The 25,070-nt window shown below is 57.9% G+C and carries 15 protein-coding genes and 3 rRNA genes; 10 read left to right on the top strand and 8 right to left on the bottom strand.

Annotated elements, in window-relative coordinates; translation table 11 throughout:
- The first annotated feature begins 9 nt into the window (after positions 1-9).
- Positions 10-1,320, top strand: coding sequence for an MDR family MFS transporter (locus BBPC_RS08815; RefSeq protein WP_033524403.1), 1,311 nt, complete (start codon positions 10-12; stop codon positions 1,318-1,320).
- A gap of 134 nt (positions 1,321-1,454) precedes the next feature.
- Here the strand turns inward: BBPC_RS08815 and BBPC_RS10195 are convergent, their stop codons facing one another.
- From BBPC_RS10195 to BBPC_RS08795, 5 genes are all read right to left on the bottom strand, one after another.
- Positions 1,455-1,577, bottom strand: a complete 123-nt coding sequence (locus BBPC_RS10195) for a hypothetical protein (RefSeq protein WP_004220960.1) — start codon at positions 1,575-1,577, stop codon at positions 1,455-1,457.
- A 232-nt stretch (positions 1,578-1,809) separates the two neighbouring features.
- Positions 1,810-2,139, bottom strand: a complete 330-nt coding sequence (locus BBPC_RS08810; RefSeq protein ID WP_004220956.1) for a type II toxin-antitoxin system RelE family toxin — start codon at positions 2,137-2,139, stop codon at positions 1,810-1,812.
- Positions 2,136-2,453, bottom strand: a complete 318-nt coding sequence (locus BBPC_RS08805; protein ID WP_004220954.1) for a type II toxin-antitoxin system Phd/YefM family antitoxin — start codon at positions 2,451-2,453, stop codon at positions 2,136-2,138. The genes BBPC_RS08810 and BBPC_RS08805 overlap by 4 nt, the downstream gene beginning before the upstream one ends.
- 187 nt (positions 2,454-2,640) lie before the next feature.
- Entirely contained in the window at positions 2,641-3,549 is a 909-nt protein-coding gene (locus BBPC_RS08800; RefSeq protein WP_004220953.1) for an HdeD family acid-resistance protein, read from the bottom strand.
- Positions 3,550-3,873: 324 nt separating this feature from the next.
- Entirely contained in the window at positions 3,874-7,005 is a 3,132-nt protein-coding gene (locus BBPC_RS08795; RefSeq protein WP_004220951.1) for a glycoside hydrolase family 2 TIM barrel-domain containing protein, read from the bottom strand.
- Positions 7,006-7,411: 406 nt separating this feature from the next.
- On the opposite strand from BBPC_RS08795, the gene BBPC_RS08790 reads away from it, so the two are divergent.
- On the top strand, positions 7,412-10,408 hold the full coding sequence (locus BBPC_RS08790) for a cation-translocating P-type ATPase (protein WP_004220949.1): 2,997 nt from the start codon (positions 7,412-7,414) through the stop codon (positions 10,406-10,408).
- 178 nt (positions 10,409-10,586) lie between these two features.
- Here the strand turns inward: BBPC_RS08790 and BBPC_RS08785 are convergent, their stop codons facing one another.
- Positions 10,587-11,048, bottom strand: coding sequence for a helix-turn-helix transcriptional regulator (locus BBPC_RS08785; RefSeq protein ID WP_004220947.1), 462 nt, complete (start codon positions 11,046-11,048; stop codon positions 10,587-10,589).
- 605 nt (positions 11,049-11,653) lie between these two features.
- Here BBPC_RS08785 and BBPC_RS08775 point away from each other — a divergent pair.
- From BBPC_RS08775 to BBPC_RS08760, 4 genes are all read left to right on the top strand, one after another.
- Positions 11,654-13,181: ribosomal RNA gene (locus BBPC_RS08775) — 16S ribosomal RNA — on the top strand.
- A gap of 452 nt (positions 13,182-13,633) precedes the next feature.
- Positions 13,634-16,711: ribosomal RNA gene (locus BBPC_RS08770) — 23S ribosomal RNA — on the top strand.
- Between the two features lie 208 nt (positions 16,712-16,919).
- A 5S ribosomal RNA gene (rrf, locus tag BBPC_RS08765) occupies positions 16,920-17,037 on the top strand.
- Together the 16S, 23S and 5S rRNA genes form the textbook arrangement of a ribosomal RNA operon.
- Before the next feature lie 278 nt (positions 17,038-17,315).
- Positions 17,316-17,567, top strand: a complete 252-nt coding sequence (locus tag BBPC_RS08760) for a hypothetical protein (RefSeq protein WP_004223621.1) — start codon at positions 17,316-17,318, stop codon at positions 17,565-17,567.
- Positions 17,568-17,572: 5 nt separating this feature from the next.
- Here the strand turns inward: BBPC_RS08760 and BBPC_RS08755 are convergent, their stop codons facing one another.
- Together BBPC_RS08755 and BBPC_RS08750 are read right to left on the bottom strand one after the other, a co-directional pair.
- A complete protein-coding gene (locus BBPC_RS08755) occupies positions 17,573-18,352 on the bottom strand; it encodes a nitroreductase family protein (protein WP_004223617.1) in 780 nt (259 codons plus the stop codon).
- Positions 18,353-18,568: 216 nt separating this feature from the next.
- Positions 18,569-18,949 (bottom strand): DUF4235 domain-containing protein, encoded by a 381-nt coding sequence (locus BBPC_RS08750; RefSeq protein WP_004223612.1) that lies wholly within the window; start codon positions 18,947-18,949, stop codon positions 18,569-18,571.
- 129 nt (positions 18,950-19,078) lie between these two features.
- Here BBPC_RS08750 and BBPC_RS08745 point away from each other — a divergent pair, with 129 nt between their 5' ends.
- The 4 genes from BBPC_RS08745 to BBPC_RS08730 all read left to right on the top strand — a co-directional run bounded on the left by BBPC_RS08745 (position 19,079) and on the right by BBPC_RS08730 (position 25,056).
- Entirely contained in the window at positions 19,079-19,783 is a 705-nt protein-coding gene (locus BBPC_RS08745) for a histidine phosphatase family protein (protein ID WP_004223610.1), read from the top strand.
- Between the two features lie 333 nt (positions 19,784-20,116).
- The gene (locus BBPC_RS08740) at positions 20,117-21,463 is read left to right on the top strand and encodes an ABC transporter substrate-binding protein (protein ID WP_004223607.1); all 1,347 of its coding nucleotides are present in this window, start codon (positions 20,117-20,119) and stop codon (positions 21,461-21,463) included.
- Positions 21,464-21,817: 354 nt separating this feature from the next.
- Positions 21,818-23,578, top strand: a complete 1,761-nt coding sequence (locus BBPC_RS08735) for a glycoside hydrolase family 13 protein (RefSeq protein ID WP_004223605.1) — start codon at positions 21,818-21,820, stop codon at positions 23,576-23,578.
- Between the two features lie 98 nt (positions 23,579-23,676).
- On the top strand, positions 23,677-25,056 hold the full coding sequence (locus BBPC_RS08730; protein WP_004223604.1) for an ABC transporter substrate-binding protein: 1,380 nt from the start codon (positions 23,677-23,679) through the stop codon (positions 25,054-25,056).
- The last annotated feature ends 14 nt before the right edge of the window (positions 25,057-25,070 follow it).

The raw sequence follows: 25,070 nt of genomic DNA, 5'->3' as shown, positions 1-25,070 counted from the left end.
ATGGCAAGAATGGAGAAGAACAAAGAGATTTTCGGATTGCCCCTCATGTTCTGGGGCTTGTGGGTCACGCTGCTTATCCTGTGGATGGGCCGCTTCGTCACGTCATTCCTTTCCATGTATCTGGTGTCTGACATGCATGTCAGCGCGGGCGTGGCCGGCACCATCGTCTCCATGTACGGTTTCGGCGGCATCTTCGGCTGCCTGTATGGCGGCGCGCTGTCCGACCGCTTCGGCCGCCCGGCGATGATCGTCATCGGCAATCTCGGCTCCGCCGCGATGCTGGTCCTGCTGGCGTTCATCGGCAATCCGTGGATCATGGCGATCGCGCTGCTGGCCTACGGCGCCATCTCATCCATGCCGACGCCCGCGGTCGCGGCGTACGTGTCCGACGTGGTGCCGTTCCGCAAACAGAAGCGCGCGTATTCGCTGCAGACGTGGGCCGCGAATTTCGGCTTCGCGATCGGCCCGATCATCGCCAACCAGTTGGTGAAGATCTCCTATGCGCTGATGTTCTACGCGGAAGCCGCGGTGCTGGTGTTCGCCACGATCTTGATGATCGTGTTCTTCAAGGAAGTCGGGCTGGGCAAGCGCCCGCGGGGCGAGGTCGCGCCGGCGCGGGCGTCGCAAGCCGCGGAATCAGCTGCGGGAAATGCCGTGGAACATGCTGTGAAACAAACCGGCGAATCGCAGCGGCCGCAGCGGTTCTCCGTATGGCGCAGCTATCGTCGCGCATGCGCCGACGGCGCGCTGATGTCGATGGTGGTGCTGATGTTCCTGTACACGCTGGCGTATTACCAGATCGTCAGCGGCCTGCCGATTTCCATGACGCAGATCGGCCTTGGCACGGATGAATATTCCAGTCTGCTGACCATCAACGGCGGCCTGCTGTGTCTGCTGCAGATTCCCGCGATCGGTCTGTTCCAGCGGATGAGCAACACCCGAGTGCTGGTGCTCGGCATGTCCATCACGGCGGTCGGATACGCGTTCCAGATCGGCGCGAATTCGTGGGTGGCGTTCGCAATCGCGACCGTGCTGTGGACGCTTGGCGAGCTGGGCACGTTCCCGATTGCCGCCACAACGGTGGCGAACATCGCGCCAAAGGATGTGCGCGGCACCTACCAAGGGTTATACAACCTGGTGTGGTCGCTGTCGAACGCGTTCTCGCCGTTGGTCGGAGGCTGGATTCTCAACGCGTTCGGCAGCCGTGTGCTGTGGATCTGCTGCACGGTGATGTTCGTCATCGTGGCAATCGGCTTCTACGTGACGCGCGGCCCACGCGAACGCGCCGCCGCCCGCAATCTCGCTGTTGAGGAGGGGTAGCCGGCGTACGTGAAAAGCGGGAGGCCGCGATTCCGTTTGGAACCGCGGCCTCCCGCTATGTGATTTAAGGATTGGAAAGAAGAGGGGCGAGGTGCTGTGGCGCCTGCGCCTTGCCTCCCGTCTAGGAAGCGGTCTTACTTGTTGAGGACCTTCTTGAAGAGGTCGGAGGAAGCCTTGGCGAGTGCGAACTGGCCGAAGCCCGGATCGATGGAAGCGAGGTTGGCGTTGATGACCTGGTTGAAAGTGTTGTTCTTCATGATGTTTCCTTTCGTTCGGCTTGGCGGCGCGTATCTGTTTTCTTGTCCATTCCTCTGGCCGCTGCCGTAAGTCTGTGTTTGTTGTCTATTTTCTTTTCTTCGTTCTTCTGTTGTGCCTTCATCTTACGTCGGGCAAGTCGACAATGTCATGCGACGATCGTCACTTCTTTTGTAAAATCATCGGCTAATCTTGAAGAAAAAGTAACGTTCGCTGAAAATTGGCGGACGCATCTTATAGTCCATATTCTTTGCGTCTCTTGTTGGCTTTGATGTAAGCGTCACTATCGGAACGAATGCCAACGACGATGATGGTCATGATTCCATTTCGCAGTAACGGTTTGTAAACAACGCGAATGCCGATATCCCTGAATTTGATTTTGCAAAGCCTGGAAAGTTTCGTTCGTTCGGCATTGCGTAACGGTTTGCCATACCCGCCTTGCGAGGTGGGCAGTGGGTTTGTGCGAACTTTCTCGATTCCCTTGAGTACTTGGATTTGCTCGGCTTTGCCGAGTTTGCGCATGTCTTTCTTGGCTTCGTCAAGCCATTCAACTTGCCAGTTCATGCGAGTTCCGGCTCAGGTGCCTCGGCGAGGTCGCTTGGGGAAATGCCGAGATCGAGCATGACCTCTTCGTTGCTGATAGTTGTGCCAGTACTGTTGTCGAGTCTTTTTTCGGCAAGAAGCAAGTCTTCGTTGTCTTCGATTCGTTCCATGAGAGCGCGATAGTTTTCGATATTCATGAGAACGTAGGACGGCTTGTTTCGTTTGATCAGAATGACTGGATCGTGGTCGGCCCGCTGCAACAATGCGGAAGTACGACCATTGCTGAGCTCGCTGATTGGAGCAAGGTCATCGAGTATGTCAAGTGCGCTTGCCATGATAAACCTTTCTTAAAACCGAATTTCATACCCAATTATATACCAGTATTAATACCAAGATTCATGGTTGTGCGACTTTGAATCTTGGTATAAAAAGCGATTTCGCTATGGAAAGGGCACCGAGCTGTTGCTTGGTGCCCCTGGGAAAACAGAGATAATCAGACTTTACGGCCCGCGCCGCAAAAAATTACTTGCGCTTGGACTTGCCGAAGGTGAACGCACGTACGATCGCGACGATGCCGATCGCCACAAGCGCGCATCCGCCGAACAGGATCAGCCAGGTCGTGGAGCTGACGGGGGAGAACAGCACGATGAAGCCGGCGACGATCGACAGCAGTGCGTAGATTACGGCCCATGCGGAGCTTGGCATGCGCCACGATTCCACGAGCGCCATCACGCCTTCCAGCATCCAGCCGAGACCGACCACCATGGTGATGAGCACGGCGAGTGTGGCTCCGGAAAGCGCCGCGTTTTTCAGCATGACCACACCGCCGACAGACAGCATCAGGCCGATCAGAATGTCAAGCACGCGCCATCCTCCCGGAAGCCCGAGTTCCACAATTGCGGTCACAATGCGGACCACACCGGAAACCACGAAGTATGCACCAAGCGCGATTGCGGCGACCTTCAGTGTGGCACCCGGCCAGATCAGCAGTGCCAGGCCGAGAATGACGGCGGCGATGCCGAGTACCGCATACGTGCCGCGGATCGCGTTCTTTGCCTTCTTCGGGAGCCATTCCTCCACGAGCTTGAATGGGCTGATCGGCTGCCAATTGTTGGTGCCGTTGTCAGCGTCGGATTGGCTGTTCTGCTGTCCGTATGGTTGGCCGTACGGCTGACCGGTGGTGTAGCTCGCGTAGAAGAAGCCGTTCTGGTTGGGATTCGGGTTGGCGTTGGGACCGTCGAAGTAGCATGGGGTCTGAGGCTCGCTTTGATACGGATTGCCCGAATTGTTGGGATTGCCGCCCTGCTGCTGGGATTGCGATTGCTGGTTTGGTGCGTATGCCCCGTATTCCGGCTGGCCTTGCGGCTGCTGTTCGTTGCTGCCATTTTGATTCGGATTGTTCGCATACGGGTTGTTCATTGCGTCGCTCATGATGGCCCCTTTCCTGGAAGAGCGTGCTTCGTGACGCTCGGACGCGCGCGAATTTGCCCGCCTGCGCTCGAACGTTTCGGAAGTTCTGCCCCCATTCTAGGCAATCCGTCTAATTTAAGCCATCAACAAAATCCCCCTCATCGTCCATTTTGATGGTCTGATCGCATGTTTTTTCCGAATTGTCGCACGATCTTGCGAAATCGTGAGACAGAACTGCGAATCGTGAGGCCGAAAGTCAACTTGCGGCACAACGAATGCCTCCCGATCCTTGAAATCAAGAATCGGGAGACATTTCGCACGTAGGAATCGACTGAATCCTTGAAACTAGAACAGGTCGAGGGCTACGTCGAGGTTGAGCGGCTGGTCGGCGGGCAGCTGATACTGCTCGTGCACCGGGCTCATCCAGGAATCGTCGCCGCCGACACCCATCTGAGCGGCGAGCACGCGCAGGAACATGTGCTTCGGCTCCGGCAGCTCGTCCTGATGCAGCGCCTCCTCAAGCATCGTGCTCGAATACGGCAGCAGGCTCATCGCAAACGGCTTCGTAACGCCGGTTTCAGTATTCGCAGTCTGGCTCACGCGCAAGCCATGACCGGAATCGTCCGTAATCTCAGCCCAACGCACGTCCTCATGGTTGCCGGTTTCCTGCGGCAGCAGATACGGCGCGCGATCGCGGAAGGCGTTCGTATCCCAAATGCCCAGCTTCGCATGCTTGCGGTCGGCATACGTTTCCTCCGGGCCTACGCCATAGAATCGCAGATTCGAATACTCGACCGGCAGCATCCATTCAATGCCGAACGCCGGAATCGTCGGCAGATCGCCGTCCTTTTCACCCGGATATGCAACATGCAGATCGACGTGGCCAAGCACATCGGCAACGTAACGAATGGTGACCTTCGTGCGCTGCGCAATCGCAAGCTCATACGTGTAAGTGACGGAAACTGCGGTTTCGCCGAGCGGCTCAACCTTCGTATCAACGCAACGCGCATACTTTCCGGCAACCGCCCACTGCGCACGCTCGAACGCATGGCCCGCGCCGCGATCATTGTCGGTCAGCGCACGGAACGTGGTGATCAGCGGCTTGCGCAACACGAATTCGCGCTCGCCAAGCTTGTACGACACCATGCCGCCCTGTGCAAGGGAGAACAGGGCTTCACGGCCCGCACGGCGTGCGCCGATATTCCAGCGGCCCAAGGTGATCGCTCCATCGGAAGCGGCGGAAGCGGCCGTAACAGTATCGGCAATCTTGCCACCCGCAACCACGCACTGGCCGAACGAAAGCTCATACCCAGCCGGAGCCCAATCGCAAGCGGAAGTCAACTGCTGGGACGCCTCCAAAACCAGTTCCTGCGCACCTGCGCGGTAATCGTCGATCGGCCAATCGATCTCAACATGCTCGCTTGTACCTGCGGCAACGTCGAAGCGGCGCGAAGAAGACCAAACGGGCTTGCCATCAGCCAAAATACGCAACACAAACGTGGAATCAGCCGTCGAAACAAACAGATTGTCGTTGGTGATCGTAATGCCGGAAGCATCGACGGTCATATGCACGTTCGCGTACAGCTGCTTGACGTCTTGCGCCTTTGGCGACGGCGTGCGGTCGGCGAATAGCAGGCCGTCGCCGGAGAATTCGTAGTCGCTCGGACGGTCGCCGAAATCACCGCCGTAGCACATGCGACCGTTGCTGTCGAGAATCGCCTGGTCGATGAAATCCCAAATAAATCCGCCCTGATATTGCGGATAGCGTTCCAAAGCCGTGTATTCGTCCATGTTGCCGACGGAATTGCCCATGGCGTGCATGTATTCGCAGGAAATATACGGCTTCTTCGGATCGGACTTGAGATATTCCTCGATTTCGTCGGCGTGCGCGTACATGCGGCTTTCGATATCGGTCACGTCGTCGAACGCGCGATCATGCACGGAACCTTCGTAATGCACGGGGCGGTTCGGGTCGATCGCGTGCGCGTGGGCGTGCATCGCGCGGAACACTTCGCCGGCGAACGACTCGTTGCCGAGCGACCAGATGAGCACGCTCGGATGGTTGTAATCGCGGCGCATCATGCTGTTGATACGGTCCACGCACGCGCCCTCCCACTGCGGTTTGCTGCCCGGCACCGCAGTTTCGGGGGTTTCGATGTTGTTCGCAACCCAGCTGCCGTGCGTTTCCATATTGGTCTCGTCGATCAGGTAGATGCCGTATTCGTCGCACAGGTCGTACCAGTATTCCTGGTTGGGGTAGTGCGAGGTGCGGATGGCGTTGATGTTGTGCCTCTTGCAGAACGTGATGTCGTCGATCATGTCTTGCCTGGTGATGGCGCGGCCGCGCTTCGCGTCGAATTCGTGGCGGTCGGCGCCCTTGAAGACCACGCGCTTGCCGTTGAGCTTCATGATGCCGTCTTCGATACGGAATGTGCGGAAGCCGATACGCTGCACGTTTTTTTCGACCAGCGGGCCGTCGTGGCCGACGACAAGCACCGTCAGCTCATACAGGGTTGGCTCTTCGGCGCTCCACGGCGCAATGTTCTTCAGCGCGCCGGAATTGAGGGTGATGGTTTCGTTGGCGCATTGCGTGGATTCCCACACCACAGTGCCGTTTGCGTCACGCAGTTTCGCCTTGACGGTGGCCGCGTCGTTTGCATTGCGCAACTGCAGGGTTGCATTCAGCGTTCCGGCGGCCATGGAGGGATTGTAGTCGGCTTCGATCTGCACGGTTTCGACATGCACGCGAGGCTGTGCGGCGAGCTCCACGGAACGGAACAGGCCGTGCAAACGCCAGAAATCCTGATCTTCCAGCCAAGAGGCGCTCGCGTATTCGTAGCAGGCGACGGTGAGCACGTTGTCGCCGTCAACGTTCAACGCTTCGGTGATGTCGAATTCGTTCGGGGTGAAACCATCCTCGCCATAGCCGACGAACGTGCCGTTGACCCACACGTAGATCGCGGTGGCCATGCCGTGGAACGTGATGCTGACGGTGCCGTCATTTTCCAGCGTCGCGGCGATCGGACGGTCAAGCGTGAAGGAACGGCGGTAGATCGCCACATGATTGTTTTCGGGAACGTTCGGCTCCTGCGGATCCTCATGGCCATCCCATGGATACTGCACATTCACATATTTGTTCTTCAAATAGCCGGCCATCTGCAGGTGTTCGGGCACGTTGATCGCGCCGAAACCGGCATCGTTGAAGTCAGCTGCGGCGAACGGCGCGTTTTCCACGTCGACGTTGGCTGCCTGAGTGACGTTTACTTTCCATTCGCCGTCGAGATTCTGCTTTGGTTCGGTGGCTTCGCCCAGGAAATACCGATGATTGGAGTGCGCGGGCTTGCGATTCACCGCGAATGCGGTCGGATCGGTGAGCCAGCTTGCGTTCGCCTGCCGCGCCTGCAGGATGCGCGATTCCGGAACCCCTTGCGTTTCCTGTGATTCTTGCAATTGCGTGGCTTCTTCTTGAGCTGCCATAGTAACTACCCCTATCCATTGCGACGTTGCCAATGTACGCTACGAATCATAGCGTAAGTAATTTTGTTTACTAACATCCGATAACATATCACACTTCCGCCAAAGATGGTAGCGACATTGCCGTCGGTGTTGCCGTGTAATCGAATGCGCGGTCGAAATAAGATTGCAGATTATGTTTCACGATTTTGTGAAATCTTGACAAAAGACGGTGCGTTGCAGTCTTGCAAAATGGGCACGGTGTGTAATAATGGCAGGAATGCACCGATGGCGCACGTCCGGTGTCCACAACCGCGCAGCATTGCCCTGTCAGACGGAATCTGTGAAAATCGCAATTTTCCGCAGTTTTCGCACTATCGCAACGGCAGGGGAGTGCTGACTACTCCGCGGCGCTCCCAAGGAGATCATCATGGTTGATCGCAAGGAAGATCAATCCACCCAATTCCGCGATACCAGTTCGGGAAATTTCGAACAAGCGAAAAATATCGCGACGCAAACGCAAGTCGATCCGTCGCTCGCCGATGCGCAAACCGTAGCGCAATCGCTTGGTGTCGATTTGAATACCGGCCTGAGTCAAGCGGAAGCCAAGCGGCGTCTCGACAAGTACGGGCCGAACGAACTCTCGTCCGCACCGCCGGTGCCGAAATGGAAGAAATTCCTCGAACAATTCAAAGACCCCCTTGTCTACCTGTTGCTGGCCGCAACCGGCATTTCGCTCGTCGCATGGTTCATTGAACGCGCCAACGCCGTACCGGGTGTGGAAGGCGGCGAAGCATTGCCGTTCGACGCCATCGTCATCGTGCTGATCCTCATCGTCAACGCGGTGCTCGGCTACATCCAGGAATCGAAGGCGGAAGCCGCCGTCGAAGCGCTCTCCAGCATGACCGCGCCGCAAACCAACGTGCTGCGTGACGGCAAAATCGAACGCATCAACACGGTTGACGTGGTGCTCGGCGACATCATCGTGCTCGGCGAAGGCGACTCCGTTTCCGCGGACGGACGCCTCTTCGCCGCCGCCAGCCTACGAATCGCGGAAGCCAGCCTCACCGGCGAAAGCGTGCCCGTCGGCAAAAAGACCGACACCCTCGCACAGGCGAAGGCCCTCGGCGACCGCGCCAACATGGTGTTCAACGGCACGTCCGTAACGCAAGGCACCGGCCGCGCCATCGTAACCAGCACCGGCATGGGCACGCAGGTCGGTAAAATCGCCGATCTGCTGCAAGCCACGGAAGACGACGAAACCCCGCTGCAAAAGGAAATGAACTACGTTTCCAAAATCCTCGGCAGCGCGGTATGCATCATCGCGGTCGTGGTGTTGGTCGCGCTCGCGCTTACCGAAGGCTTCCAAGACGTTCACGATGTGATCGATTCGCTGCTGTTGGCCGTTTCTCTGGCGGTTGCGGCCGTGCCGGAAGGTTTGGCTGCGATTCTTACGGTGGTGCTCGCGCTCGGCGTGCAGCGCATGGCCATGCACAATGCGATCGTCAAGAAGCTGCATTCGGTGGAAACGCTTGGATCTGCGTCGGTGATCTGCTCCGATAAGACCGGCACGCTCACCCGCAATGAGATGACCGTGGAGCGTGTGGTCACTCCGAGCGGCGAAGTGCAGCTTACTGGCACCGGCTATGCGCCGGAAGGCCGCATGGTGGTCGATCCACAGACCATGGAACATGCGCAAATACGCGGGATCATCGAATCGGAAGCCGTTGCGACCCTTGCCGTGGGCGCGTTGGCGAATGACGGCGAACTGCGCGAATCTGCTGCTTCTGCCGGAAATGCGGAAAACGTAACGTGGGAGGCGGTCGGCGACCCGACCGAAGTCTCACTCATCGTCGCAGCACGAAAAGTGAAGGCGGATCGCAAGTACGCCAACTACGAGCGCGTTGGCGAAATCCCGTTTACTTCCGAACGTAAGCGCATGTCCATCGTGGCGCAAGACAACGCTGACGCCGGCCGTCTGACCGTCTTCTCCAAGGGTGCCCCCGATGTGCTTCTTGGATATTGCAGCAGGATTGCGGTCGGCGGTGCGGTACGTCCACTTACGGAAGGTGATCGTCAGCAGATTCTTGCGACTGTCGAACAGCTTTCCTCCGACGCATACCGCACGTTGGGTCAGGCTTATCGTCCGCTCGGTACCGCTTCTCTTGCGCAAGTGCCGGGAATCATGCTGAATTCCGCAGGTCATGTTGCCGATATTGCGGAACAAAGCGATGTGCTTGAGAACGATTTGATTTGGGTCGGCATGGTTGGCATCATCGATCCGCCGCGTACGGAAGTGCGTGATTCGGTTGCCGAAGCGCATCGCGCCGGCATTCGTACGGTAATGATTACCGGCGATCACCCGCTGACCGCGGCGCGCATCGCCACCGATCTGGGTATTATCGACAAGGGCGGCACGGCCATGACCGGCAGCCAGCTTGACGAACTATCCGACGAAGCGGCATTCGACAAGGTGACCAGTGAAGTGTCCGTCTATGCGCGAGTCGCGCCGGAACACAAGTTGAAGATCGTTGAATCCTTGCAACGGCAAGGCAATATCGTGGCCATGACCGGTGACGGCGTGAACGACGCTCCCGCAGTCAAAACCGCCGATATTGGCGTCGCCATGGGCATTACCGGCACTGAAGTGACCAAGCAGAGCGCGAAAATGATCCTCGCCGACGACAACTTCAGCACCATCGTCGCAGCCGTGCGTGAAGGACGCGGCATTTTCGACAACATCCGCAAGTTCCTGCGCTACCTGCTGAGCTCCAATGTGGGCGAAGTGTTCACCGTGTTCGGCGGGGTGATGCTCGCCGGATTCCTCGGCATCACCCAGCCCGGCAGCCAAGGCGTGACCGTGCCGCTGCTTGCCACGCAGCTGCTGTGGATCAACCTGCTCACCGACGCGGCACCCGCGCTCGCCATGGGCGTCGACCCGTCCACCGACGATGTGATGGCGCGCAAGCCGCGCAAACTCACCGATCGCGTGATTGACGCCGAAATGTGGGGCGACATCATTTTCATCGGTGTGATTATGGCGGCCGTCACCCTGATCGGCATGGACATGCACTTGGACGGCGGTCTGTTCACCGACCGTTCCGTCGATGCGATCGGTCACGACGCACAAATGACGGAAGCACGCACCATGGGCTTCACGATTCTCGTGTTCGCGCAAATGCTGAACGCGCTTGCCTCGCGCTCGCACTTGCAGTCAGCGTTCGTCGGACTGTTCTCCAACAAGTGGCTATGGGGCGCGATCGCGCTGAGCATGGTATTGCAGCTGGCGGTGATTTACATTCCGTTCCTCAACACCGCTTTCGGTACGGTACCGCTCAGCGTCGGCGCATGGGTCGAATGCCTCGGCCTTGCCATGATCGTGCTCATCGCTTCCGAACTGCGCAAATGCGTCCTCCGCGCCAGATAACGTCCGAAAGTGCGCAAAATCTCGGACGTTATCCAGCTTTCTGGAAGGGAAAGGTTTGTGAAGTCAATGATTGATGGGCTTCTTTCTTGCCTAATCTTTTTGGTGAGATGGGAGGTGCGCGGGATGCATTCGTTTGTTGAAGTATGGCGTCCGATGAAATTTAAGTGTTTTATCTAAATCAGATACAACATTTATTTTCATATCGGCTATACGCTTCTTTTAGGAAATCTGTCGGATCGCATCGAAGCGCTTCCGACAGACGCCTGGCTGTATCCAGCCGCATGCCTGAGGTCGAGCGATAGCCTGTCTCAAACCAAGAGATGTTCGGCTGGGGAATCCCTGTCATCTCTGACAACTCGTTTTGCGTATAGCCGCGAGTCCGACGAATGTCTCTTAGCCCGGATTCAGCGCAGTGGATTCCGCCTCTCCAACCTTCGTCGGGATGGAGCTCCAACACGTTGCAGTGCAATGCTTTGGCAATTTGGCGAGCGGTGTCCAAATGCATATTGCGTATGGTTTCCGGATTGTTTTCGAACATGACGAGACGATCATGATCCACGCCGGAGAGCTCGGCCAGCTGTTCTAGAGACATTCCTTCTTTGAGTCTCAGGTCCTGTAGCCTCATAGGCTGCGCCTCCATGCCGTTCCCTCCCTTCACGGTATCACTGCGGAATATTCGATCCGTCTTCTATTTGAGTCAAAAGCCTGTTCAGGAAAGGGACCATCCCGTCTTGGCAGGCCATTTTGCTCCGCTGCGCCCCACAGGATAACAGAATCCCCTCAACGTATCGTTCCGTCAATTCCTGATAAGGCGACTCATACGACGAACATGTTTTCCGGAAGGATGAGCTGGTTTCTGTGGAAAAGGAGAAAGACGATTCAGATGGACGGAATCGGGACACGCCGAGGGATGTGTTTATTTGCAACGGTTTTAGGGTATCTTTGGAAGGGTCGATTTGCGTGATCGCCGGGGTTCGTGTAAATTGACTCTTCGCTGCCGCTCGGCGAGTGGTTCCCCGGTTGGGGTGCCTCGAGGCGGGTGAGCGGTGGTGGTTTGAGAACTCAAGAGCGTATTTGTACTACTTCTTTATAGTCAATGATTGCCAGTTCATCGTCCGCTCGTTCGCGAGTGGCCGGGAGGCCTTGAAGGACGGTGAGGTTTTCGTGCGATGCGCCTTTCCTTATAAGGCGATCGTCAATTTTCTTGTTTTTGAGAGTCACATGTTGGCTTTCTGCAAAGTTTTTTTTGTGGAGGGTTCGATTCTGGCTCAGGATGAACGCTGGCGGCGTGCTTAACACATGCAAGTCGAACGGGATCCATCAGGCTTTGCTTGGTGGTGAGAGTGGCGAACGGGTGAGTAATGCGTGACCGACCTGCCCCATACACCGGAATAGCTCCTGGAAACGGGTGGTAATGCCGGATGCTCCGACTCCTCGCATGGGGTGTCGGGAAAGATTTCATCGGTATGGGATGGGGTCGCGTCCTATCAGGTAGTCGGCGGGGTAACGGCCCACCGAGCCTACGACGGGTAGCCGGCCTGAGAGGGCGACCGGCCACATTGGGACTGAGATACGGCCCAGACTCCTACGGGAGGCAGCAGTGGGGAATATTGCACAATGGGCGCAAGCCTGATGCAGCGACGCCGCGTGCGGGATGACGGCCTTCGGGTTGTAAACCGCTTTTGATCGGGAGCAAGCCTTCGGGTGAGTGTACCTTTCGAATAAGCACCGGCTAACTACGTGCCAGCAGCCGCGGTAATACGTAGGGTGCAAGCGTTATCCGGAATTATTGGGCGTAAAGGGCTCGTAGGCGGTTCGTCGCGTCCGGTGTGAAAGTCCATCGCTTAACGGTGGATCTGCGCCGGGTACGGGCGGGCTGGAGTGCGGTAGGGGAGACTGGAATTCCCGGTGTAACGGTGGAATGTGTAGATATCGGGAAGAACACCAATGGCGAAGGCAGGTCTCTGGGCCGTTACTGACGCTGAGGAGCGAAAGCGTGGGGAGCGAACAGGATTAGATACCCTGGTAGTCCACGCCGTAAACGGTGGATGCTGGATGTGGGGCCCGTTCCACGGGTTCCGTGTCGGAGCTAACGCGTTAAGCATCCCGCCTGGGGAGTACGGCCGCAAGGCTAAAACTCAAAGAAATTGACGGGGGCCCGCACAAGCGGCGGAGCATGCGGATTAATTCGATGCAACGCGAAGAACCTTACCTGGGCTTGACATGTTCCCGACAGCCGTAGAGATATGGCCTCCCTTCGGGGCGGGTTCACAGGTGGTGCATGGTCGTCGTCAGCTCGTGTCGTGAGATGTTGGGTTAAGTCCCGCAACGAGCGCAACCCTCGCCCTGTGTTGCCAGCACGTCATGGTGGGAACTCACGGGGGACCGCCGGGGTCAACTCGGAGGAAGGTGGGGATGACGTCAGATCATCATGCCCCTTACGTCCAGGGCTTCACGCATGCTACAATGGCCGGTACAACGGGATGCGACACGGCGACGTGGAGCGGATCCCTGAAAACCGGTCTCAGTTCGGATTGGAGTCTGCAACCCGACTCCATGAAGGCGGAGTCGCTAGTAATCGCGGATCAGCAACGCCGCGGTGAATGCGTTCCCGGGCCTTGTACACACCGCCCGTCAAGTCATGAAAGTGGGTAGCACCCGAAGCCGGTGGCCTAACCCTTTGTGGATGGAGCCGTCTAAGGTGAGACTCGTGATTGGGACTAAGTCGTAACAAGGTAGCCGTACCGGAAGGTGCGGCTGGATCACCTCCTTTCTACGGAGTTTTTCAGGACGCCGGTCTGGCGTCCGTCGTGTGGCCCATGCGCCGGGGATGGTTCCCGGGTTCGTGTGGGCGTGCTGGTGTGGAAGAGATCGTTGGCTTCGCGGGTCCTTGGGGCCGGCGGGGAGTGGTGCGGATATGCTTTTGGGTTCCCGGACCGCCACCCGCATCCGTTTTGGGTGCGTGCGGTTTTCCGGATGCCCCTGGTGGGACGCCGTCGGCCTTGCGGGCCGCGGGTCGGGTCCGGTCGGGGCGCGTGGTGGTTTGAGAACTGGATAGTGGACGCGAGCAATGCGATGATGTGATGTCATCGTTTGCTTTATCGCGATTTCGCCAGGCTTCTTTTTTGGAGTCTGGTTTCGAGATCGATCGTTTTGTGATCATTTTTTACAGTGTGATGATTTGTCGTCTGGCGTTTGAAGCTATCATTGGGTTTTTTCGGGGCGTGTGCCGCCCTGAAGGGCGTATGGTGGATGCCTTGGCAGACAGTACCGATGAAGGACGTTTGAGGATGCGATAAGCCTCGGGGAGCCTCCAACATGGCTTCGATCCGAGGATTTCCGAATGGGGCAACCCGCCGGCCGTCATGGGCCGGCACGGAACCTTGTTGTTCCGGGGGTACGCAGGGAAGTGAAACATCTCAGTACCTGCAGGAAGGGATACTCCGTGAGTAGTGGCGAGCGAAAGCGGATCAGACCAAACCATGGGCGCGTGATACCCGTCGGGGGTTGCGTTCGTGGTGTTGCGGGAGCGTGTGTCCCGGTTCCGACGGACCGGGCGGGAGTCATAAAACGGCTTGCCAGGGGAACAGGCTTGAAGGCCTGGCCGCAGAGGGTGCCAGCCCCGTACCTGGAAGCTTGCCGTCTTCCGATCATGTGTCCCAAGTAGCGCGGGCCTCGTGGAATCCCGTGTGAATCGGCCCCGACCGTGGGGTAAGTCTAAGCATACCTGTCTGACCGATAGCGTACCAGTACCGTGAGGGAAAGGTGAAAAGCACCCCGGGAGGGGAGTGAAAGAGTTCCTGAAACCGTGCGCCTACAATCCGTCGGAGCCTCCTTGTGGGGTGACGGCGTGCCTATCGAAAAATGAGTCTGCGAGTCAGTGGTGCGTGGCGAGGCTAACCCGTGGTGGGGGAGCCGTAGCGAAGGCGAGTCTCAAAAGGCGTTTTGAGTCGCGCGCCCTGGACCCGAAGCGGGATGATCTAGCCCTGGGCAGGTTGAAGCGCGGGTAAGACCGCGTGGAGGACCGAACCCACCTGGGTTGAAAACCGGGGGGATGACCTGGGGCTAGGGGTGAAAGGCCAATCAAATTCCGTGATAGCTGGTTCTCTCCGAAATGCATTTAGGTGCAGCGTCGGTTGATTGCATCGCGGGGGTAGAGCTACTGGATGCTTGCGGGCCCGTGTCGGGTACCAATAGCAGCCAAACTCCGAATACCGTGGATGTGTATTCCGGCAGTGAGTCGGCGGGGGATAAGCTCCGTCGTCGAGAGGGAGACAGCCCAGATCGTCGTCTAAGGTCCCGAAGCGTGTGCTAAGTGGGAAAGGATGTGGAGTCGCATAGACAGCCAGGAGGTTGGCTCAGAAGCAGCCATCCTTGAAAGAGTGCGTAACAGCTCACTGGTCTAGTGGTTCCGCGCCGACAATGTAGCGGGGCTCAAGCACACCACCGAAGACGCGGCAGCGGCCTTTGCGGCCGTTGGGTAGGAGAGCGTCCCGCGTGGGGCGAAGCGGCCGGGGAACCGTGCCGTGGACCGCGCGGGAGTGAGAATGCAGACATGAGTAGCGAGAGACGGGTGAGGATCCCGTCCGCTGGATGACCAAGGGTTCCGGGGCCACGTTCGTCGTCCCCGGGTGAGTCGGGTCCTAAGGCGAGGCCGACAGGCGTAGTCGAATGGATGAACGGGTGGATATTCCCGTACCGGCGGCGTACCGTAAGAGCCGAACGGATGAGTACTAACCTCCGGTCGCGTGGCGTCGTTCCCTTCGGGGTTCGGGGTCCGCGGTCGTTGGGAGCGTAGTCCTGGTAGGCTAGCGCACAGGGGTGACACGGAATGGGAGCCGGCCGCGGAGGTGGTTTTCCGTGGTCAAGCACGCAGCCCGTCCCATAGGCAAATCCGTGGGACGCATAGGGTGAGGTGTGATGATGGGCGTCCTTTGGACGCGATATCCGGTGGTCCAGGCCGTCGAGAAAAGCCTCGGCGCGAGGGGCGTCGCCGCCCGTACCCCAAACCGACACTGGTGGTCAGGTAGAGAATACCAAGGCGATCGAGCGAATCCTGGTCAAGGAACTCGGCAAATCACTCCCGTGCCTTCGGTATAAGGGAGACCCCCGGGCGTGAAGAGGCTTGCCCTCGGAGCGTTGGGGGGTGGCACAGACCAGGGGGTAGCGACTGTTTACCAAAAACACAGGTGCATGCGAAGGCGCAAGCCGCTGTATATGCACTGACGCCTGCCCGGTGCCGGAAGGTTAAGAGGATCCGTCAGCCCCTTTTGGGGTGAAGCGGTGAATTCAAGCCCCGGTAAACGGCGGTGGTAACTATAACCATCCTAAGGTAGCGAAATTCCTTGTCGGGTAAGTTCCGACCTGCACGAATGGCGTAACGACTTCCCCACTGTCTCGACCAGGAGCTCGGCGAAATTGCAGTACGAGTAAAGATGCTCGTTAAGCGCAGAAGGACGAAAAGACCCCGGGACCTTTACTATACCTTGGTATTGGCGTTAGGCGCGGATTGTGTAGCATAGGCGGGAGGCTTCGAAGCATGGGCGCCAGCCCGTGTGGAGCCGCAAGGTGAAATACCGCTCTGTTCTCGTTTGACGTCTAACCTCGAACAGTCATCCTGTTCAGGGACAGTGCCTGGCGGGTAGTTTAACTGGGGCGGTTGCCTCCCAAAGAGTAACGGAGGCGCTCAAAGGTCCGCTCAGCCCGGTTGGCAATCGGGTTTCGAGTGTAATCGCACAAGCGGGCTTGACTGCGAGAACGACGGTTCGGGCAGGGACGAAAGTCGGAGATAGTGATCCGGTGCCGGCGCACGGGCGCGGCATCGCTCAACGGATAAAAGGTACCCCGGGGATAACAGGCTGATCATTCCCAAGAGTCCATATCGACGGGATGGTTTGGCACCTCGATGTCGGCTCGTCGCATCCTGGGGCTGGAGCAGGTCCCAAGGGTTCGGCTGTTCGCCGATTAAAGCGGCACGCGAGCTGGGTTCAGAACGTCGTGAGACAGTTTGGTCTCTATCCTCTGCGCTCGTTGGAATCCTGAGGAGGCCTGCCCATAGTACGAGAGGACCTGGGTGGACGGACCTCTGGTATGCCGGTTGTCGCGCCAGCGGCATGGCCGGTTGGCTACGTTCGGGAGGGATAACCGCTGAAAGCATCTAAGCGGGAAGCCTGCTCCAAGATTAGGATTCCTTGGCACTTCGGTGCCTGTAGCCCGCATGTTGAACACGTGTTCGATAGGCCGGAGGTGGAAGCCCCGCGAGGGGTGGAGCCGACCGGTACTAACGGGCGAACGCGGCACACTTTCCGACCCGCTTGTTGGGTCGGGTCTCGTCCTGTGGTGGTTTCTTTCGTTGGATGGCAAGGAGCATTGTTTCTTGTGGTCACGGAAACGATACCGGTGAAGCGTTTTGCTCGCGTCCGTTGTCCGGTTCCCGGACCGCCACGATCGGAATCGTGGCGTGGTTCCGGTTCTGCCGGCCGATCCTTGTGGTTGGCCGTTATATTGGTTTTGCGGTGGTCATGGCCCAGGTGAGACGCCCGGTCCCTTTCCGAACCCGGAAGCTAAGGCCTGGTCGCGGCGATGGTACTGCACTCGAGAGGGTGTGGGAGAGTAGCACGCCGCCGCATTCAACTTATGGACCTTCCGGTCGAGCCCCATCGGGGTTCCCGGAAGGTCCTTTTTTATTCCCGCGCACGGGTGTCTTCCTCCATTCGGTGGAGGTTTTTGGACGCCGGAAGGACTGCCGGCGGGATGATTCCTCCACCCACTGGGTGTTTTGTTCCGCCGGAAGGCCCGTGGGCGGGCGGATTCCTCCACCCACTGGGAGTCCCGGGACGCTGGGGGATCCCAGGAATTCCAGGGGAGCTTCCTGCCCTTATCCGATGGTGGAATAGACTGGGGAACTATGCATTATTTCGTACCCAAACGCTGCGTCGAATCGAACAAAATCATGTATCGCGACAAAGCGACGGCCCGGCAGGCCGCCGACCAGAGCTGGCGTGAACGCGGCACTGAACTATGGGTGTATCGGTGCGAATTCTGCGGAACCTGGCATCTCACACATCGCGATCCACAATCCAGCTACACGTACGTGCCCTTCAATCAGCAGATTAAACCGCATTCCCGCAAAAAAGGCTACAAACCACGTCGTAAGTAGTTCCGTTAGCGCTCGAGGCGGAAGCCTTGGCGCTTGGCGTTTGGAGCCACGGCCTTGCTGGTCACACCGGAATCGACCGCATTCGACGCGATCTGATCGCTGAACGGATCAACTGGGCGCTCGGTATTGCGCAAATCGTAATACCGATGCACTTCCTCGTCAAAATCCTGCAAACCGGCAAGCAACGTCTCATTGTTCGACGGATACTCATTCTCAAAGAACTGCATGGAGCGCGGCATACGCGGCTTGAGTGCGGGATCCTGATCGGGCTTGCCAATCGCAAGTCCGAGCACAGGGTACGTGTATTCCGGAAGATTCAGCAGATCAATCAAAGCCGGAACATCGTTAAGCAGCGAGCCGAGAATCACACAGCCAAGGCCGAGCGAATAAGCGGCCGTCTCCATCGCATGAAGCGCCAAAACTGCGTCATTCTGTGCCTGAGTGTAACGATAGCTGCCATTCAACGTAAACTCGTCGGAAGCGGTCTCAACGCCCTTGGAAGCTGCGATGGCCGCATTGCGATGCTCGTCAAGCACAAACACGTACAGCAGTGGCGCGGTCGCGATATATGGCTGCCCGCCGATTTCGGCAAGACGCTTCTTTGCGGCCGGATCGGTGATGCGGATTGCCGACCAGTCGTTCAGGAATTGGCTGCTTGCGGCATGCTGGGCCACGGTTTCGAGAGTTTCGACGATATCGTCGCTCAGCGGCTTCGGTTTGAATTTGCGGATGGAACGACGCTCCAGCAGAGTGTCGACAGTTGCATTATGCAGAATATTACTCATGTTGACTATTTATATCCCATCCGCGTAATTGCGCAAGTATTTTCGCCCGCAAGCGCATTCCTTCCAATCGCAGTTTCGTGCAGTTTCGTGCGGTTCCAGCCGCAGCTTCAATTGCAGATCTGAATCGCACGCTTCGAAATATGGAAGTTGGAGTGGGATTGTTTGCGGATCTGGCGAAATTTGCGCTTATCGGCAAATCTAGCGGATTCCACGGTTTCAGCGGATTCGGCGCGATTGACGGGAGTGGCGGCGATCGACCAGCGCCTGCGATCCGCGGTCGGATAGTTGCGATACCAGCGCGCCGAGTCCTGCGGAAGCCACGCCGAACACGAGATTCAGCGCCAGTTCCTTGCGTTTGTCGGTGGTGCCGTCCGGCAACACGGCTTTGCGGCCGACCGACTTGCGCCATGCCAGTTCGAACAGTTTGCCGAACACGAGTCCGGCCAGCGTGGGGGCGGCCACCTTGAACATCTTGTCGCAAAGATCGTCGGGATCGTTGATTCGCTGTTCGCGCAGGGCATTCACTTTCTCGTCGACGTTATGCAGCGACGCTACGATGCGGTCTGCGCTGGATTCCGGGTCAGGCATTTCACTCATGATTTCCAGTGTAGACCGTGCCGTCGGATTTCGGTTGGATTTCGCCGGCGCATGCGTGCGTTGCGAAGCGCTTAAGACACGTGGTGGAAGATTGCTGGTGAAACGCTTTTCGTCGGCTAGAGTAGGAGTATGACAGATACTCAAGTCGGAAGCAAGGATGCTTCTTCAATCGCGCCCGGCCGCCTGGTACTGCTGCGCCATGGCCAGACTGTGTGGAGCGAATCGGGCCAGCATACCGGCCGAACCAATATTCCGTTGACCGATACCGGTTGCGAGCAGGCTCGTGCGGCGGGCGAGCGTCTTCGTGAGGCGTTCCCCAATGGTTTCGACCAAGGCTGCATGTTCGCAAGCCCCCTGCGTCGCGCCCAGCAGACCGCGCAACTGGCTGGTTATGGCGATTTCAAAGTGCTTGACGAGATTGCGGAATGGGATTACGGCCGTGCCGAAGGGCGTACACGCCAGGAGGTGAGCGAGGCTGGCGGCTTCCAGTGGGATGTATGGCGCGACGGTCCGCGTTCCCTTCCCGAATCGTTGGAGGGCGACTGGGTTGAGACGTTGCCAAGCGGCGAGCAGGTTCCGGTGCACAATGGCCCTGGCGAGACGGTTGAGGAGGCCGCCGCGCGCACCCGCGATGCGATCGACGCGGTGATGCCGCTGCTCAATGCCGGTCATGACGTGCTGTTGGTGGCGCACGCGCATGTGTTGCGCATCCTCACCTCGCAGTGGCTGGACGTCGATCCGCATTTCGCGCGTTTGCTGCGCCTCGACACCGCGCATTATTGCGTGCTGAGCCAATATAAGGGAGACAACGTTATCGAGCATTGGAATTGCTAGGTGCGTTGCGCTGGGCTGAGCGTCGGTAGTTTGACATCGTTTACAAACCGCCGACGTTTTTTGTTGCCGTACGGCGTCAGGTTCGCGATTCACTGCGATTGTTGCCGTGTGATATGGAGGGTGTGTCGCAAACGGTTTCATAAAGACAGTGTGATGAAAACCGTTGAAAATAAAGTATTTTGAGAAAAACCTGCGATCGTAAAATCACTCTAAAAATGGTTTTTCTTGCTTACGTTTGCAAAAACGGGAGAAATGCGGCACAATAGTGCATGTCAGGAATCGTGAGGAAGCGATTTCACAGGATGTTGACCAGCGGGGTGCTGGGAAACAGGAATGGAAGAGAAAGGTTCGATGATGAATCGTACTATCAAGGCAGCAGTTGGAATGGTCGCCATCGCGGCGATGTCCGTAGGCACGTTGGGCGCTTGCGGATCGAGCTCCAGCTCCGACGACGGCAAGGGCAAGGTCTATTACCTGAACTTCAAGCCGGAATCCAACGACGAATGGCAGAAGCTGGCCAAGGATTACACCAAGGAAACCGGTGTCGAGGTCAAGGTCCAGACTGCTGCTTCCGGCACCTACGAGCAGACCCTGAAGTCCGAGATCGCCAAGTCCGAAGCCCCGACCCTGTTCCAGGTCAATGGTCCGGTCGGCTATCAGAACTGGAAGTCCTACACTGATGACATGACGGACACCGAGCCGTACAAGCAGCTCATCAACAAGGACGTCGCCCTCAAGGATGGGAGCAAGGTCGTTGGCGTTCCGTACGCTATGGAAACCTATGGTCTGATTTACAACAAGGATCTGCTGGCCAAGTACATCGCCACCGATGGCGCCAAGATCAAGGACGTCAAGGATATCGACAATTTCGATACCCTGAAGGCCGTGGCTGATGACATCCAGGCCAAGAAGGACCAGCTCGGCGTTAAGGGCGCATTCACTTCCGCCGGTTTCGATTCCAGCTCCGATTGGCGCTTCAAGACCCATCTGGCCAACCTGCCGCTGTACTACGAGTTCAAGGATGACAACATCACCAAGCAGCCGGCGACCGTCAAGGGTACCTATCTGCCGGAGTATAAGAACATCTTCGACCTGTACCTGAAGGATTCCACCACCGAACCGACCCAGCTGAGCTCCAAGACCGGTGATGACGCCACCTCCGAGTTCTCCCTCGGCGAGGCCGTGTTCTATCAGAACGGCACTTGGGCATGGACCGATCTGCAGAAGAACGGCATGAAGGCCGAGTCCATCGGCATGCTCCCGATCTACACGGGCGTCAAGGGCGAGGAGAACCAGGGTCTGGCCACTGGCTCCGAGAACTACTGGTGCATTAACTCCAAGGCTTCCGACGCCGATAAGCAGGCCACCAAGGATTTCCTGAAGTGGGTCGTCACCAGCAAGACCGGCATCGAGTCCCTGTCCAGCGCCATGGGCTTCACCACTCCGTTCAAGTCCTTCAGCGATGTCAAGTCCGACAATCCGCTGGTGCAGGCCGCTGTTGAAGATCAGAATTCTGACAAGACCGCAGTCTCTTGGAACTTCACCATGATGCCGTCCGAAGAGTGGAAGAACCAGCTCGGTTCCGCCCTCCTCGAGTACGCGCAGGGCACCGGCGACTGGGATGCCGTCAAGACCGCATTCGTGGACGGTTGGAAGACCGAATACGACGCGTCTCACTGATCGTCTCGAAAAACCAATCGTAATCGCGCATGACGAATCGGTCCGCGCGTCGCGTAGCGCGGAAATACCATCGGCGCGTGATTGATCGAATAACTGCATAACTGAATAATTGAACAAGCAACGAGCTGCAATCGGAAGTCTTCCTTTCCTCTCCTGATTGCAGTTCGTTTTTTTATGCGGCGACGTACGGCTGTAGGACACGCCGTGCGTCGGAGGGATTGCGTTGCAGTAATGAAAGCGCTATCATTATTAATAATAAGCAGAAAAGATGTTGATTTAAAAATGTTCTTATCTGTAGTTTGAAGAAATGTAACCGCTATCATTTTGCGACGATGCGAACGAAAGTGAAAACATATGGTGCAACAAGAAATTGATACTACCGATCCGGCGTTGTGGTGGAAGCAGGCCGTGGTGTACCAGGTGTACCCGCGTTCCTTCAAGGACTCCCGCGGTTCGGGCCTGGGCAGCATCGCAGGCGTCACCGAGAAGATCGACTACCTCGCCGAACTCGGCGTGGATGCCATCTGGCTGAGCCCGTTCTACCCGTCCCAGCTTGCCGACGGCGGCTACGACGTGGACGACTACCGCAACGTCGACCCGAAGCTCGGCACCATGGACGATTTCGACGAGCTCGCCAAGGCCGCCCACGAGCACGGCATCAAGGTCGTGGTCGACATCGTGCCGAACCACAGCTCCAACCTGCACGAATGGTTCAAGGCCGCCCTCGCGGCCGCCCCAGGCTCCCCGGAACGCGACCGTTACATCTTCCGCGACGGCAAGGGCCCGAACGGCGACCAGCCGCCGACTGATTGGATCGCAAGCTTCGGCGGTCCGGCGTGGACGCGCGTTCCTGACGGCCAGTGGTATCTGCACATGTTCACCAAGGAGCAGCCGGACTGGAACTGGAAGAACCCCGAGGTGCGCGCCGACTTCATCAAGACGCTGCGCTTCTGGCTCGACCATGGTGCGGACGGCTTCCGCGTGGACGTGGCGCACGGCCTCGCCAAGGATCTTGACCGCGACGACCTCGAAAGCTACAAGGTCTGCGAGCATGTGCTTCCCTCGGACGGGTCGCACCCGTTGTATGACCGTGATGAGGTGCATGACATCTACCGCGAGTGGCGCAAGGTGTTCAACGAGTACAATCCGCCGGCATTCGCCGTGGCCGAAGCCTGGGTCAATCCGGATCGCCAGCATCTGTACGCTTCGACCGAAGAGCTCGGACAGGTGTTCAACTTCGAGTTCGCCAAGAAGGACTGGATTCGCGACGACATGCACCTGGCCATCGAGGAAGGCTTGGAAAGCGCGGAACGTTCCGGCTCCTCCGCGACTTGGGTGATGAGCAACCACGACGTGCCTCGTCACGCCAGCCGTTATGGATTGCCGCAGGTTCCAGCCTCGTCGCATCATCAGCTGGCCAAGGATTGGCTGCTGCGCGACGGTACCACCTATGAGGAGAACCGCGAATTGGGCGCCAAGCGTGCCCGCGCCGCGATTCTTATGGAACTTGCCTTGCCTGGTTCCACCTACATCTACCAGGGTGAGGAACTGGGACTGCCGGAAGTCGCGGATATTCCTTGGAACAAGCTGGAGGATCCCACCGCGTTCAACAGCGTGCGCGAGCAAATCGAAAAAGGCCGTGACGGCTGCCGTGTGCCGCTGCCCTGGGTCGCCGCAGACGCACCGAAGCTCGATGATCCCGATGACGAATTCGGCCACGATGGTTCTTTCGGTTTCTCTCCTGCGGGCGCCGAGCACGATCCACACCTACCACAGCCGAAATGGTACAAGGATTTCGCCGTCGACGTGGAGGATGCCGACCCGAATTCCATGCTGAACCTGTACCGCAAGGCGCTGTCGTTGAGGCATAACCTGATGCCGCAGGACACCGAACTGCAGTGGCTGGACGAGGATCGTCCATCTGACGTGCGGGACGGCGCGGATGGACAACGCGGCGGAGTCATCGCCTACAGTCGTTCCAACGGTTGGGCGAGCGTCACCAATTTCGGCGAACGTCCGGCCGAACTACCGCAAGGCGATGTCATCCTCGCGTCGGGTGAACTCACCGAGGATGGCCGATTGCCGCAGGACACCACCGTCTGGCTCCAGCTATAACGCGGCGGCCGGAAGCAATGCCGGCGCACGTACAAATAGCTACCACGAAAATCAGCAAGTCCAACGAATAACAACAAATCCAACGAAGGAGATAAGCAATGAAGCAGGGAATCATCACCAAAACGTGCGCGGTCGCCGCGGCGTTGGCCATGGGCGTATCGTTGGCGGCTTGCGGCGGCGGCAGCAGCAGCGCTGATTCCGACAAGGGCCATGTGTATTTCATGAACAACAAGTCGGAAGTCGTGGACCAATACAAGCAGCTCGCCGAAATGTATACCGAAAAAACCGGTGTGCAGGTGGACGTGCAGACCGGTGCGTCCGGCACATACGATGCGACCATGAGCTCGGAGCTGGCCAAGTCCAACGCGCCGACCATGTTCAACATCTCCGGTTTCGACCAGTTCGCAAAATATCAGAAGTATTGCGAGCCATTGCAGGACACCGAAGCGTACAAACTGCTCACCGATGACGGCAAGGCCTACTCCTACACCATTGATGGCGATTCGTTCACGCTGCCATACGCGGCTGAATGGTACGGCATCATCTACAACAAGAAGATCATCAACGATTACGCCAGCAAGGATTACGCGGTGATCAAGAGCGCCGACGACATCAAGGATTACAAGACGCTCAAGGCCGTGGCCGAGTCCATCAACGAGCACAAGGACGATCTCGGCGTCGACGGCGCGTTCGCGACGCCAGGTCTGGATGCCTCCGACACATACCGTTTCTCCGCGCATATGGGGCGCATCCCGCTGTACTACGAGTACAAGGACATGAACACCACGTTCTCCAAGACCATCAAGGGCACCTACTTGGATAACTACAAGGATCTGTTCGATCTCGAGCTGGAGACCAGCCCGACTGATCCGAGCCTGGTCAGCTCGAAGACGTACGACGATGTCACTTCCGAATTCGCGCTTGGCCAGGTGGCGTTCTATCCGAACGGTGTCTGGGCCTACACGCAGATCAAGGGTAACGAAGTAGCGGACGACGATCTTGGCATGCTGCCGTATTACATGGGCATCAAGGGCGAGGAGGAGAGCGGTCCCGCAGGCGTGTATGACGCCAGCTGGGCGGTGAACAAGAACGCTTCCGACAAAGACAAGCAGGCCACGCTCGACTTCATCAAGTGGATGGTCACCGATGACGAGGCCAAGAAGATCCTCTCCCAGGATATGGGCTTCTCCGTACCGTTCACCACATTCGATGGCGATGAGTTCCAGCCGGATAATCCGCTGACCAAGATCGCTCGCTCCTACGCTGTCGACGGCAAGACCGAGGTGCGCAGCTTCACCGTTCCGGATCAGCAGTGGCAGGACGACGTCGCCGCGGCGCTTATCGAATACGCGCAGGGCACCGGCGATTGGAGCAAGGTGAAGAGCGCCTACGTCGACGGCTGGGCCACCGAATGGAACAACAACGAGGAATCGTTGGGATCCGTTCCTCAAGCGCAGAAATTCGATCAGCAGGGGTGAGATCGCACCGCTGA

Origin of the sequence: Bifidobacterium pseudocatenulatum DSM 20438 = JCM 1200 = LMG 10505, assembly GCF_001025215.1 — a bacterium.
GTDB classification, from domain to species: domain Bacteria; phylum Actinomycetota; class Actinomycetes; order Actinomycetales; family Bifidobacteriaceae; genus Bifidobacterium; species Bifidobacterium pseudocatenulatum.
The sequence above is the reverse complement of the archived record's forward strand: the minus strand, read 5'-3'. Positions and strand labels throughout refer to the sequence as shown.